Below are 12,924 nucleotides of genomic sequence, written 5' to 3' on the forward strand. Positions count from 1 at the left end.
TCTTTCCGGCGATGTTTTGAAGCGGCTACGAGACGCTTGTTATTGGTCAAGGGTCAGGAGCCTTTGGACCTGCTTGATGAAACCAATACGGAACCCGCGTTGGGGTAGGCCCCTGTGGGGCATTACTGATTGGTGATTACTGATGACTGATGGATGTTCCCGGGGTAGCGACCCTTTGGCTCGCAACCGCCGGGCTAAGGTACGGAACCCCGTTGGGGTTCGCCCCTGCGGGGTGGGGGGAGGTGGTCTCCTTAGACGGTCGGGCAGAGGCTTTGGACGATGGAGGTGAGGGCGGGGCTGAGTAGCTGTGCGCGGAGATCGATGGGGGCGAGTTGGCCGTCTTCCATGGCGATGATGTTTCCCTGGTGGGTGTCTGAGACTACGATTTCCCTGCTGGGGTCGTAGTAGGCTATGTTGCCGTCGACCTTGAAGGGGAGCCAACCGGAGCTCTGGAAGAACTCGTGGATTTGTTCCTGGCTGGCTACTGCGCCCTCGATGGCGGGTTGGGTAATGAGGAGGCGCATGCCGCGAGGGGTGTCCAGCACTCCGAGAAATTCCACGGAGTCCCCGAAGAGTTCGTTGTGAAGGTGCCAGCGTTCCAGGTAGTCAATGGGTGAGCACTGGGGCTCCTCGTCCTGACGGTGGACGACTTTCATGCCAAAGTGGTTTGGCCAAGTGGCCTTGAGAAAGCTTGCCTGCTCTTCGCAGTACCAGACCTGGTGTTCATTACCCTCCGCAGTGGGCTGGGTGTCTAGGGTGTCTGGTGCTTGGGTGAGGAAGTGCTGGTGCCTGCCTGCGTAGGCTCGAAAGATCCCGACTTCCTCGGTGTAATAGGTTGTGCCGCCATAAAGGCGCGCACTTGCTTCACAGCTTTCACTGAGCTGCGCAACAAGTGGCGGGAGCGGGACTCCCTCAGTTTTTTGGCGTCGATCACGCATTTAAGCTACAATCTGTTGTGGATTTGAAAAGTAGATTTTTCGAGCCCAAGTGGCAAGCCGGGCTTCGCTCCATCAAGCCACGATTCGTCAAATTCGTGCAATTCGTGGTGGAAAAAAGTTTCATCAAGCAGGCCTTTATCCTTTCTCCTATATCCTTCTGACTCCCCGCAGGGGCTTCATCTAGCCGGCCCATTAACCAATAACCATTAACGATTAACAAATCATCATCAACAAATGTCCACGAAGAGGGCCTGGATGATGGAGTCGTCGAGGGGTTGGTACTCGGGGTACTTGGGGTTGGTGCTGTGGAGGTACCATTGGCCGGACTTGCTGATCAGGCGCTTGAGCACCATGCCGCCGCCCTCGCAGACGGCGTAGATCTTGCCCTCGGTTTCCTCGCCGGGGTGGACGCGTTTCATGACGATGAGGGAGGAGTCCGGGATTCCGGGTTCCATGCTGTCTCCGCAGACCTGCACGGCGAAGTGGTCGTCCGGGTAGCTGCGGTCCACGCGGATGAACTGCTTGGGTTCGTCCTCCCAGCGGAAGGGTTCGGTATAGAGGGCGGAGCCGGCGGAGAGGGAGCCGATGCAGGGCAGCAGGTGATGGCCGCTGGCGGGGGGGCTGGCCGTGGTGGTGGCGGAGGCGCGGCGGGTTTCCTGGCGCTTGGCCTCGCTGAGCTTTTCCAGGATGCTGGCGATGTAGACCACGCCGATGCGGCCCACCTTGCCGGGTTTGCCCGGGTCCTCGTGGGCGGCGCGCACCATTTCCTGGCCGAAGGCGATGAGGTCCTCGGTGGGGATGTAGGGCAGGGTGTAGGAGGAATGGTGGTCCTCCGTGTAGCGGGCCAGGTGGTCCAGCGCCATGGCCAGGTGCTCGTTCTCCTCCATGGCCTTGCCCAGCTGCAGGGCGAGCGGGGATACTGGTTCCCCGGAAGAGGTAACTTTTGTCAGGGTGATGCCCAGATACTCGCAGATTTTATCCACATTTTCCTCGCTCAGGGTCTTCAGGGTGCCGTTGAAAAGGCGCGTGGCCCAGTTCTTCTGGAAGCCCAGGTGGGCCGCTAGATCGGACTGGTTGATCCCCTTGTTCCTTATGCCAGAAAGGATGGAGGCGCGTACTGAGTTCGTGATTTTCATGCCGGGGGGAGTGTAGCCTAAAGAAAGTTACCTGAGAAGTAACTTTTTACTTGTCGCCGGGTTACATGTTAGGTAACTATATACCTGTGATGAGTGGAAAGTCAGTACTGGAAGTTCCGGAGGAACAGAAAATACGGATACGGAGTTTGGCGGATGGTGCAAACACGACAATCAAGGATGCCACCAAGGTGATCCTGGGGTGGGCGCTGGATCAGTTCGAGGGTGAGCAGGTGCGCCTGCAGGGTGTGTGTGTGGCTGAGCCAGTGGTGAAGGGAGGTTTGTCGTGAGTGGCTGCCGTGAACTGGAGCGCTTGCGCCAGGCGGTGGACACTGCGCCGGCGCCCCGCGGCTGGACCAAGTACCGGGCGGAGTTCTTCCGCCTGGTCAATGGGCTGGGCTATGGGGTGAAGGAGGCGGCGGATTTCGTCTCAGACGTGCTCGGGCACGGTGCGGACGAGAGACGCCGCTTCTACCTGGCGGCGCGCTGCTGGAGGAATCCGGAGCAGGAGAAAAGCAGAACAGTGGAAATGGAGAAGCAAGGATGAGAGGCAGGACGATACCGGATATTTACGATGCCATGGTGGCGATGGAGCAGGTGGGGCTGAGGCCGCAGTGCATGGCCATCCGCTGCCAGTGCGAGGGCTGTGGGGAGGAAATCCAGATCGATACCGGCGAGGCGCTCGCGGTGGATGCCTACATGGCGGACTGCTGCGGGGTCTACGGCTGGTGTGATGAGGAATACCTCTGTCCCGAGCATGCGCGCAGGCAGCGCGCGGCCCTGGCGGCGGATGAGGCCATGCTGGCCTGCAGTGGCAGGGAGGACGCGGCATGAGGCGCAGTACGGAGGAGCGCGAGCGGCTGGGCCTGGCGCCGGCACCGCAGCGCAATGAGCACCGCGGGTCTGAGCTGCAGCTGGGCCCCAGGCCCGTGCGCTCAGGCAGGCTGCTGAGCTGGGTGGCCTACGGGGGCACGGCAGCGGCCATGGCGGGGGTCCTGCGCTACCTGCTGGGCTAGCGCGGGCATAGCAAAGCCCCGGACCTTCTTCCCCGCTTAGAGAGAGAATCGTGTGTGTGTGACCAGTGTGTGTGTCGGCAGATCGGTTTCTCTAACAGGAAGGGCGGAGAGGTCCGGGGAATAACCCCCGAATAAAACCGAGAGGAGAGGGCTGGCCGTGTGTGTGCCGGCGTGTGGGCGCTGATGCGCGAGAGGAAGCATTTCCAGCTACCAGGAAACATTTTCAAACGATCTAACAGAATTAGTAAATAGAAAAAACCAATGATGATCAACCAAGGATGGATGAGTGAGAGAGAGGAGCCGCTGGATGTGGCTGAGGCTTGTGTGGCGAGTGTGAACTATCGCGTACGGCGCGGGGGATCGGTGCAGCGCATGGAGTTCCGCGCGCGTTCCACTCCGCTGGCCCTGCACAAGGCACGCCAGGCCATGGAGCGCCGCCAGGTGCATTCCTATGAGGTGGAGAATGTGAAGCGCCACGTGCGCCGCGCTTGCACCCAGCAGGACTCCGACGAGGAAGTGATGAAGGTGCTTATCTAACAGTATTATTCAAAGGTAAGTAAGTGAGTCGGTAACTAGGTGAGTAAGTAAGTAAGAAAGTAAGAAAAATTTTTCATAACGCGGAAGCTTGGTCCGCAGGAGTCGCTACCGCGGGGTGGTGGGGACCCCGGGTGGCGAGCAGCGATGCCGAGGTGGGTACTTGAGGGGAGTAGGGGCATCGCAGGTGGGGAGCGCATACCAGATCACGCTCATTTCTAACAAACTTATGTAGAAGAGAAAATGGCTTCCGCAGAACCAAAGCAAACATTCAAGCAGAGCAATGATGAAGTACGTGTGTGTCAGTACTGCCGAGGAGAGTCCCGTGTGTCCCAGTGACGCGCGGGGCTTGTCTCCCCACGGGCAGGTAAAGAATCAGGAGAAGGGGGTGAAGGCCCCAGTGGATGCGCGGGTGCAACGGGAGCTGCTGCTGGCGCTGTGTGTGGCCAGCCGCTTCACCGGCCTGCCGGATGCCCGCACCCTGCTGGAGGGCGCGCGGGAGAACCTGGACTACCGCGTGCGCAAGGCCCTCTGGGTAAGCTGCTGGCTGCTAGACCGGCGTGGCTGCCCGCACGCCATCATCCGCCGCGCCCTCAAGCTGGACAGCGACCAGGCCGTAGCCACCTGCGCCGCCACCGCCGAAAAAATGTGCGAGTTCCGCGCGCTAGAGCGCGCGCTCGATTCCCTCGCGGAAGCGAGGGAGGAAAAAGGATAGAGGAAAAAGGAGAAAGCCCTGCTTGATGGAACCCGGCACGATGAAGCGAAGCCCTGTGGGCTGTCATGGGTCAATGGTCAGGAGTCATTGGGCTTGAGTTTCCGCTTAGATCATTCGGTACCGTAGCCAGTAGCGAGTAGGAAGTAGCCACTCCGGATAAACCGGAGATCAGCCACACATGCAGACTGGATAGATAAAGCATGGATGAAATTTTCCTCGGGGAAATTTCCGCTACTTGCTACTCCCTACCTGCTACGGATCCTACCCACCATTGCCCCCTGACAAACCCGAAGGGGCGAACCCCAACGGGGTTCCGGATGTTAGCCCGGCGGTTGCGATCCGCAGGATCGCTACCCCGGGAACATCCATCAGTAATCACTAATCAGTCATGCCCCGCAGGGGCCTACCCCAACGCGGGTCGCGCAGGTTTCATCGTGCAAGGCTCATCAAGAAGCTCCCTATGACTCCTGACCAATGACAAGCGCCCAGCAGCGCTTCACCCCGGAGGGGTGGAAGAACAGGTTCCATCAAGCCGGCCCATTAACAAATAACCATTAACCAACAACGCACGCTCAGGTGGAGGAAGGTTACGCAACTACCCAGCCTTTATCCTTTTTCCTTTATCCTGATCACTTCCCCAACCGGGGAATCTAACCATTAACAAAACAATGCCTAAGAAGAAATCACCCGCATTCCAGTTTTACCCGAAGGACTACCTCTGCTCAGACAGCGTCATGCAAATGAGCATGCAGGCCCAGGGCGCGTACATGCGCATGCTCTGCAAGTGCTGGCTCAGCGGCACCCTCCCGGCGGATGCCAAGAAGATCGCCGTCCTGATCGGCTTCCCCACCATGACCCGCGCAGTGAGAGAGGCCATGCAGCTCTTCACCGTGGACCCGGATGACCCGGAAAGACTGCGTCACGATCGCCTGGATGAGGAGCGCGAGAAGCAAAAGAAGAACTCGCGAGCGCGTGCCGTCGCCGCGAAACTGCGCTGGGTAGAAAATAATGACTCCGAGCAAGTCGAGACAAAGTCTGAAACACTTTCTGAGGAAAACCCCTCTACTACGGGGGATACAGAGGATCAGGGGGATGCAATTGCATCCGTTTTGCATCCGCAAATCGATGCAAACGCGGAGCAAATGGTATGCACTACTACTACATCTTCATCTCCAACTACGGTAGTAGTTGAGAGAGAGAAGAAAAAAAGGCGACGGCGTGCGCCGAAGGAATCCGATTGCGAGGTCTATGCACGCAGTCGTGCCCCGGACGAGTGGAAGGAATTTGCAGGCAGCGTAGGCAGGGAGTTCTACGGCGTCTACGCCGGGCAGGATTGGTACAAGCAGACAGGAGAGGATCTCCTCTCTAACAAAAAATGGAAATACGTGCTCCAGGTCAGGCTGGAGGCAGAACTCAGAAAGGAAAACGAACGTGGCAAACGCTATACGCAAAGAAAAAAACATGCAGCAGGTGATCGAAAAACTGGAGGCAGCGGCAGCACAGACAAGCAGCCGCAGAGGGACAAGGCAGGGGCAGGCATCAGCGTCCGCTCGCTATAGGGGGCCGGAGAGCTGCCGGCATGAGCTGGTGGAGCATCGCTTCCCGCTGCGCCACATCGCCGCGCTCGAGCAGCAGGGCGGAGCCTCGCATGAGAAGATGCTCTCCCTCAGTGACCGCGTGGCCGCCGGGGATGCCCTCCTCATCCTCTGTGGAGACCGCGGCGGCGGCAAGACCCAGATGGCCACCTGGTGGGCACACCAGCGCCAGCGCGCCGGACATCCCTGCGGCTGGTACTACAAGGCTCATGACCTGTTAGAACTGATCCGCCAGCAGTACGAGGGCGGCCAGACCGCCGTGGAGGCCCGCAAGACCCTGGAGCGCACCCGCCGCACCGGCTACCTCGTCATCGATGAATTCAGCGAACTCGCTGGCTCCGAATGGGAGCGCCGCACCCTCACCAATCTCGTCGACCACCGCTATGACGCCCTCAAAACCACCGTCATCATCACCAACCACCCCCCGCAGGACATCCCCGCCGCCCTAGGCCGCTCCATTTGGTCCCGCGCCGAAGAAACCGGCGGCATCGTCAACTGCGACTGGGGCAGCTACCGTGCCCGCCCGTAAGGCGGGCATGACTGATTACAAATTACTGATACCGTCTAAATGGAACCCCAATGACTCCTGACCATTGACCAATGACAAGAGCCCAGAGGGCGCTTTCCTGGCCACAGATTACACAGATTGGGATGGATTACCGGCGAGATGAAACCCGGCCCCTGCGGGGAATGACTGATTACTAATTACTGATGACTGATTCCGGCCCGATGAAGCATTTCCACCACGAATGACACGAATCTCACGAATAAGCTAATGGCTCCATCGATCTTTTATCCATAAGCCGATGATGATCAGGGCTACTTGCCATGTTTTACTAAGCACTGTAGAAAGAATCTTTATTAGAATTTCTCTACGGCGTTTTTTCTTATTCGTGATGCGCTCTAATGCGGAAATTAGTGAACTCTGTTGTCTGCTCATTATGTAATTTTGTGAAATCACATAATCATTGCTGAGCTTCCATGAATTGACGATTTAAACGAGTGGTCCCCATGATCGCAGAGCTATCTGGCAAATTTCTCGCACGAGCTACCTCCGTTCCTCCAGCCCATCCGGGATGGTACACGCGTTCCCGTGGTACGCTGCGCTTTACTCTGGGCTTGTTACTTCATCCCTTCGGGATGCTCACTAGAGAACCCCAACGGGGGTTCCGTACTTTAGCCCGCGGGTTGCGAGCCGCAGGATCGCTACCCCGGGAATAGGATTAAAAAAACAACACGACCCCAACGCGGGTCGCGTAGGTTTCATCTAGCAGGCTTAATAGGCTGACCAATGACAATCGCCCAGCGGCGCTTCATCCCGTAGGGATGATGGAACAAAGCCCGGCGGTAAGCTTGCCCTAGCAAGCGCCACCCCGGGTACCCCGACCAAAATAAAAAACCACCCCGGAGGGGTGGTGGAAGGTATATCGCCTAGCTGAGGTTGGCTTCCTGAGTTTCCAGGAACTGGCGTATGTGTTCTCCTTGGGCTTTTCCGAGTGGTGGTGGAAGAGCTTCACCTATCATAGAAGAGATCTTGCCGATACCGAGTGTCGTAGGAAGAATATAGGTCTTAGGAAACCCCTGCAATAGCATGGCCTCGTACAAGGTAATCCCACGATTTTCTGAGGGGTGTACGAATCGCCCTTTAGAAGGGTTATGGCTGGCTCTTGTGATGGTGGGCGCTACATCATCCCAACTCATACGTCCGTACACATCACGAAAGCCTTTAGGGTATCTTTTATGGCATGGAAGTTCGTATTCTTCTGGAAGTTCGCTGCGGTTCTTTTTGACCAGTGAAATCCTTTCTACTACTCGAGCACTTAAATTCTGACGAAGTCGATGAAGAGGTAGCTTGTGTTTCCCATCAGGTGATGGAAGGCCTTTGATTAGGTCCTTCACAAATACCTTGTTGTTGCCTTTCTCAGGTAGGCCCGCCTCACCGAAGCGTGTTGCAATAAGAATCATTCTCTTACGGCGCTGAGCTACTCCGTAATCCTGAGCGTCTAGCACGCCATCAGAGAACTTATACCCATACTTTTTTGAACCCAAGATACGCTTGAATTCTTCCAAACGCTCATCACGTAGAAGTCTAGGTACATTCTCAATAAGAATGACTTTGGGTAATAGTTCCTTAGCCAAGCGAGCTACATCAAAGATGAGTTCATTACGTGGATCATCCGCAACTTCCTTGTTCTTGGTCCTCATGGACGAGAATCCCTGGCATGGTGGACATGCGGCCAAGAGGTCAAGCTCCCCTACTTTCAGATTAAAATCTTTCTGTATTTGTGATCCCTCTAATTCTCTGATGTCTGGATAAATTTTCGTATCAGGGTGATTCTGAGAATAAGTATCTCGAGCCTCAGGACGGATTTCGGCACAGGCCAACATAGTGAAGCCTGCTTGTCTTAGACCTTCACTGAGACCTCCACATCCAGAAAATAAATCAATCGCCTTCCTCATATCTGTTTAACTATCCTCTTTCGGTACGCCCGTGTCTCAGGAACATGGGCTGGTTGACACCAACTCTAGTTGCGTGTGACCAATACCTACCAGAGATTCGTGAGATGATAAACTCTCTTATTCTTCCTATTATTATATGATCGGCAATCTGCTTAGTTCCTTCTGCATATGATAATCTGTGCAAGTTCTTTGCTCCAGTTTTAATCACATATTCATTTCCTTTGAACCGCAAGAAGGTGTAGCCATCCTTGTCGTCATAAGTGCCATGAGAACTGACTAGTTCTGCCTCTAAAAATAAAAGATGATCAGACCATGCGCAGTCGCAATTTTCAGATATACAAATGAAGATAGAAGGGTGAGGAGTTCTTCTGCCTTCAAAGGCTTGTTGCGCGGCGTTAGTGGTCATGATTGATCCGTGACTATACTTTTGATTAGGGCTAGGGTTACTTCTGATTTCAGCAAATTCAGAAAACATCAAATTAGCATTCCATAAGTCGTTGATTTTTTGATGTCCGTTTACCAAGTTAAAATTGGTCCTAATAGCATTAAGCATTCTCTTGTAGTCACTGATCCCTCTGACTTTGCCGCCTGACGGATTGAGCTTATTAGCATACTTAGCTAAATCTGAGTGTGGATTAGATAGATCTTCTGCTCCTTCCGGAGGTGTATAGTCTAGTGCATCAGTTCTCAATTGTGAGATCTCCGAGTTGAAGCCAGTCCTGAATTCGATATCCCAAGCGTCTAATTTGAGCAAGTCATCAGAGAGGCAATGAAGGGCATCCGGGTCAATTGTTTCTTTTAAATCCTCCAATAAGTTTTCACAAATTGCGTGCCTAACATCTTCTTGTGAATGGTGCTTTTCTGTGAGTACACCTAAGTCGGTGCCACAAGGTAACGCAGATAATAAAGAGGGGATATTTCGCTTGATTGCAGAGGAAAGCTCTATGGCCGCCCAGTGTAGGTAGTCTGGATAAACCACGGACAACTGGTTGAAAATTTCTTCGAGGAGCAGACGCCCTTTTTGAACTCGCTCATCATTATCTTCTCCATCAAAATCTTGCTTGTGCTTTAGGACTACATTTAATTGACCATTGGTGAACCAATCACCATTTCGCTCGAACTCAGGAAATTCACTTTTAAATTCTGAAGTGAGATTCTCTTTTCTAGACAGAATAACTAAAAAGCGGGCACCTCGAAGAGATGCTATTTCTTTAATGATTCTAACTGCTAGTTCAGGGCGGTCTTCGTAGCCCAAATGCCAATCAAGTATAATTATGTCAGCTTGAGTTGCTAAGTTAGAACATTGCTGTATATCGTTATCTATATCCTCTTCTTCTGAATAATCATCTTCTTCTAAGCTTCTAATAGACGGAAAACCTCTGAGGTGACAAATAATACCTTCGTCAGATATTGCTTTGGAGATAGGGTGATAGAATTCTCTGTACTGAAGTCTCAATGCAGGATCGTCTGACTCCGGGAGTATTTGGTCATCAATCCAGACAAGAGACTTACAAAACTCTTTGATAACTCGTTTTCTGATTACGGTATTTGAGGGCATATTAACTAGTCGTTATTTAAAAATGGAGTAATGGTAAAATTCGCGCCATCAAGGGCTCCCAGTTCAGGTTCTTGAGAGCAGGCGAGAATGAAGTCGGCGCCACGCAGTGCCTCTTTGGCAATGAACAGTCCTAAACCTCTTCCGTAAGGACGCCTAGAGAATCCTGGGTCAAAAATACGCTCTCTATCATTCTTTGTTATACCTGGTCCGTCATCGGATACTACAATAGTATTGCCAACCACTGAAAAGCGTATTCTTCCTTTGCTGTTACCTTTATTGGTCCAGTAGAGCGCATTAGTAAATAGATTGAAAATAGAACCGAGAATGACAGGGGTCTTGACTTTATGCAATTGCAGTTCACAGAATGCTGCGGTGAATTCTATTTTGCTGTGAATATCAGGTGTCAGCTTGGCATGGTGGAGGATAAAGTCTTTAATGCTTTTGCCAGATAGTGAAGATCTGTTAGGAGATCTTCTTCTGACAATAGGGTCAAACATACGTATTCTGTGATCTATAATTTCAAATGCATCAGCTAAAACTGCGAGAGTTTCTGCCTCTCCATTATGAAGTTTTCTTTTAAGCGATCTGATTGAGTTTCTGACCAAGCTGACTTGATTTTCATATTCGTGGGTTGCTGTCTCAAGAATCAGTCCAATCAGGGCAATCTCTGTCAGGTAGTCTAGGCGTTCTTGAAGTGATTCGATCTTCTTGGAAAGCTCGTTTAACAAAATACTCTTACTGGAGTTATCTGTAAGGTGCTCAAAGTCATTCACGAGTCGTCGTACACGAGGGAGTACGACTTCATCGTATGTATCTGTCTGGAGCTGAATTGCCTTTTCAAAAATTTTTGAGCTCTCTCCTGATTTGTCCCGAGCAATCTTCTCCAAGGTTAAACCGTCCAGCGCCTCATCTCTAATCCTATTGATAAAAGCTATTTCTTTATCCGCAAAATCTTGGATGTCACCCTCAATCGTTTTTGCCTTGGCAATAGCAGGTTGGAGTTCCTTATGTAAGCTATTGTGTATATAGCTTGATTTGCTGTTTAGCCTTTCTGATAGATTTTTGATGTTATCTTCTTCAGAGCGGGCTCTTTCTAATAAAGGAGCGAGTTGGGCTACTTGATTGGTGATTTCTTTCTTTAACCTATTAAGGATTCTCTCTCTAGTGCCGATGTAGGTATCGACATCATCGAGTATGTCTCCTTCTAGAATAGCGCCATCAGGTGGATCGCAAGGACTGTCACGAAGCTCATTTTCTAGTTCTCGTAACTTATCGATCGATTCCTCACAATCATCTATGTGTGTGCCTGCTACAGCATTTCTTTCAGCAGCAATGTGTTGTCTGCCTTTTCGTACCTGATCTTTTTCTCTTTGTTCAAATTCTTTAATCCAAGCTTTATAGATTTTGATGGATTTTAGATATTCTGCGGTTTCTTCAGCTAGTCTATTTTGAGCTGCTTCTCTGGCCTTCTTCTCTTTCCTTTCTTTTTTGTCCTTTCGATCAGACTTGCTGCCGAAATGTGAATCTGCTAGATCAGTAAATAAATCTTCCAACCACAGTCTTAGGCCTCTGCTGGCTCCATTTTTAACGAAGCCTTCACGTCCAGCTTTTTCCTTCAGGCCTGTTGCTGTCTTGTTAGGAATGAATACCCCGCCAAACATACGAACGGAGGAGAAATAATAACGGCCCGCGTTTTTGGCCCTCCTAGTTTCGAAGCCAGCAAAGTCGGAATCTATCGCCCCATAGGGTTGAATTCTGACATTGTCCATGTAGATCGAAAAGCCGCCAGCATGCTTCAATCTTGTCTCCATTTCGTTTCGTACTATTTCGGGGAGAAATGAGTCGGATTTTTGACCCTGAATATAGCCTATCTCAACTAAAAAATTGCCCGGCGAGTGATGGCTCTTTGGTAAGTTCTTTAACTGCTTTTGGTAAGGCGTTGTTTTTTTGTCATTGTAGTTCTTGAAGAACCCTTTGGCGAATCCGTCTTTGGATACTTCAATTTTAATATGATGGTCGCAAAGTTTGAAGTCATCAGGCTCCCAATAGCGATATGATTTATCCAGTGGTTTATCATTTAATGAAGGGTGGATTTGGAAAGATCTATCTTTTGTCTCGTGGAATGGGTTCCAGAATGTGGAGAAGGCATGGTAGGACTTTAGCCAGTCTGCAGTGCGATCTTCCCAAGATTTGATTTCATTATTGTCTTTTTCAAACAGTTCTTCGACATGTTCAGAGGGATTGAAGACAATAAAACTAGTGCCTGTTTCCCAGGGTAAATCGATCAACTGCCTTAAAGCTGTACAGTCAATATTGATGTCTTCTTGTAGCTCTTTTGAAAGATGTTTGTCTGGAGAAATATCCCATTCGGTATCTTTTAGGATTCCCTGAATAGCTGCGTTTTTCTGAAGGGTGGTGAATAGGTACTCGAAGTCAGACAGTGACGGGGATCCTTGTAGTTTCAATATTGGGACGGGGATGTCTTCGAAAAGTAAGTGAGGATGCTGAAATAAATTCCAGTGAACCAAGCACAAGGTGCCAACTTTATCTACCCCTTTTCCCCAGACCGTCCAGAGCAAGGTCATTCTTCCTAACAGGGCAATAGACAAGCGTCCAATTCCCTTCTCACCGTATTTTGGTTTATTGAGCCACTCTTTTTGTTCAGATGTGGCATGTTTTAGCCAATTATCAGAATCTTCTGAATCTGGTTGGAAGCGTGATTCCGTGGCGAGAACCAACCATTTATCTTTGACGTCACAGGGGCGCATACCAAGGCCGTTATCGCGGATTTGGAGGAGTTGGTTTTCTTCGTCAAAATTTACCCTGACATCAGTTGCTGCAGCATCTAGAGCGTTTTTGAACAACTCCCCCATAGCAGTTGGGGCGTCTGCAATTTGCTGTCTACCTAAAAGGTCAACAACACGTGCACGGCTACGAAAAGTGGCTGGTTCGGGCATAGTTAATGGGAAGTAAAT

12 protein-coding genes are annotated in these 12,924 nt (G+C 51.6%); 7 read left to right on the forward strand and 5 right to left on the reverse strand.

Features of this window, described 5'->3' with window-relative positions; translation table 11 throughout:
- Positions 1-251: 251 nt before the first annotated feature.
- Both BUB27_RS01725 and BUB27_RS01730 read right to left on the reverse strand, forming a co-directional pair.
- The gene (locus BUB27_RS01725) at positions 252-938 is read right to left on the reverse strand and encodes a putative polyvalent protein kinase domain-containing protein (protein WP_143157814.1); all 687 of its coding nucleotides are present in this window, start codon (positions 936-938) and stop codon (positions 252-254) included.
- A 227-nt stretch (positions 939-1,165) separates the two neighbouring features.
- Positions 1,166-2,074 carry a S24 family peptidase gene (locus tag BUB27_RS01730; protein WP_143157815.1) on the reverse strand — a complete coding sequence of 303 codons (909 nt, stop codon included), beginning with the start codon at positions 2,072-2,074 and terminating at the stop codon, positions 1,166-1,168.
- An 89-nt stretch (positions 2,075-2,163) separates the two neighbouring features.
- Between BUB27_RS01730 and BUB27_RS01735 the strand changes: the two genes are divergently transcribed.
- The 7 genes from BUB27_RS01735 (at position 2,164) to BUB27_RS19060 (ending at position 6,460) form a co-directional block, all read left to right on the forward strand.
- Complete coding sequence (locus BUB27_RS01735; protein ID WP_143157816.1) at positions 2,164-2,361, forward strand: hypothetical protein; 198 nt, start codon at positions 2,164-2,166, stop codon at positions 2,359-2,361.
- A 35-nt stretch (positions 2,362-2,396) separates the two neighbouring features.
- Positions 2,397-2,618: a hypothetical protein gene (locus BUB27_RS01740; protein WP_143157817.1), complete on the forward strand. Its 222-nt coding sequence runs from the start codon at positions 2,397-2,399 to the stop codon at positions 2,616-2,618.
- The gene (locus BUB27_RS01745; protein ID WP_159434731.1) at positions 2,615-2,905 is read left to right on the forward strand and encodes a hypothetical protein; all 291 of its coding nucleotides are present in this window, start codon (positions 2,615-2,617) and stop codon (positions 2,903-2,905) included. The genes BUB27_RS01740 and BUB27_RS01745 overlap by 4 nt, the downstream gene beginning before the upstream one ends.
- A gap of 443 nt (positions 2,906-3,348) precedes the next feature.
- Complete coding sequence (locus tag BUB27_RS01750) at positions 3,349-3,624, forward strand: hypothetical protein (protein WP_143157819.1); 276 nt, start codon at positions 3,349-3,351, stop codon at positions 3,622-3,624.
- Between the two features lie 280 nt (positions 3,625-3,904).
- Positions 3,905-4,336: a hypothetical protein gene (locus BUB27_RS01755; RefSeq protein WP_143157820.1), complete on the forward strand. Its 432-nt coding sequence runs from the start codon at positions 3,905-3,907 to the stop codon at positions 4,334-4,336.
- A 668-nt stretch (positions 4,337-5,004) separates the two neighbouring features.
- Positions 5,005-5,895 (forward strand): DUF1376 domain-containing protein, encoded by an 891-nt coding sequence (locus tag BUB27_RS01760; protein ID WP_143157821.1) that lies wholly within the window; start codon positions 5,005-5,007, stop codon positions 5,893-5,895.
- 97 nt (positions 5,896-5,992) lie between these two features.
- Positions 5,993-6,460 (forward strand): ATP-binding protein, encoded by a 468-nt coding sequence (locus tag BUB27_RS19060; protein ID WP_268793962.1) that lies wholly within the window; start codon positions 5,993-5,995, stop codon positions 6,458-6,460.
- 902 nt (positions 6,461-7,362) lie between these two features.
- Here BUB27_RS19060 and BUB27_RS01770 read toward each other — a convergent pair.
- Genes BUB27_RS01770 through BUB27_RS01780 form a run of 3 tightly spaced genes read right to left on the reverse strand, consistent with a single transcriptional unit; the run spans position 7,363 to position 12,906 of the window.
- The gene (locus BUB27_RS01770) at positions 7,363-8,391 is read right to left on the reverse strand and encodes a DNA cytosine methyltransferase (protein WP_143157823.1); all 1,029 of its coding nucleotides are present in this window, start codon (positions 8,389-8,391) and stop codon (positions 7,363-7,365) included.
- A 10-nt stretch (positions 8,392-8,401) separates the two neighbouring features.
- Complete coding sequence (locus tag BUB27_RS01775) at positions 8,402-9,949, reverse strand: response regulator receiver domain (RefSeq protein ID WP_143157824.1); 1,548 nt, start codon at positions 9,947-9,949, stop codon at positions 8,402-8,404.
- Positions 9,950-9,954: 5 nt separating this feature from the next.
- Positions 9,955-12,906: an ATP-binding protein gene (locus tag BUB27_RS01780; RefSeq protein WP_143157825.1), complete on the reverse strand. Its 2,952-nt coding sequence runs from the start codon at positions 12,904-12,906 to the stop codon at positions 9,955-9,957.
- Positions 12,907-12,924: the final 18 nt, after the last annotated feature.

Source organism: Rubritalea squalenifaciens DSM 18772 (assembly GCF_900141815.1).
Lineage (GTDB): Bacteria > Verrucomicrobiota > Verrucomicrobiia > Verrucomicrobiales > Akkermansiaceae > Rubritalea > Rubritalea squalenifaciens.

Coding starts and splice junctions, on each gene's coding strand:
- BUB27_RS01745 (WP_159434731.1), top strand. CDS start 2,615: ATGAGAGGCAGGACGATACCGGATATTTACGATGCCATGGTGGCGATG.
- BUB27_RS01735 (WP_143157816.1), top strand. CDS start 2,164: ATGAGTGGAAAGTCAGTACTGGAAGTTCCGGAGGAACAGAAAATACGG.
- BUB27_RS19060 (WP_268793962.1), top strand. CDS start 5,993: ATGCTCTCCCTCAGTGACCGCGTGGCCGCCGGGGATGCCCTCCTCATC.
- BUB27_RS01750 (WP_143157819.1), top strand. CDS start 3,349: ATGATGATCAACCAAGGATGGATGAGTGAGAGAGAGGAGCCGCTGGAT.
- BUB27_RS01775 (WP_143157824.1), bottom strand. CDS start 9,949: ATGCCCTCAAATACCGTAATCAGAAAACGAGTTATCAAAGAGTTTTGT.
- BUB27_RS01760 (WP_143157821.1), top strand. CDS start 5,005: ATGCCTAAGAAGAAATCACCCGCATTCCAGTTTTACCCGAAGGACTAC.
- BUB27_RS01780 (WP_143157825.1), bottom strand. CDS start 12,906: ATGCCCGAACCAGCCACTTTTCGTAGCCGTGCACGTGTTGTTGACCTT.
- BUB27_RS01770 (WP_143157823.1), bottom strand. CDS start 8,391: ATGAGGAAGGCGATTGATTTATTTTCTGGATGTGGAGGTCTCAGTGAA.
- BUB27_RS01755 (WP_143157820.1), top strand. CDS start 3,905: ATGATGAAGTACGTGTGTGTCAGTACTGCCGAGGAGAGTCCCGTGTGT.
- BUB27_RS01725 (WP_143157814.1), bottom strand. CDS start 938: ATGCGTGATCGACGCCAAAAAACTGAGGGAGTCCCGCTCCCGCCACTT.
- BUB27_RS01730 (WP_143157815.1), bottom strand. CDS start 2,074: ATGAAAATCACGAACTCAGTACGCGCCTCCATCCTTTCTGGCATAAGG.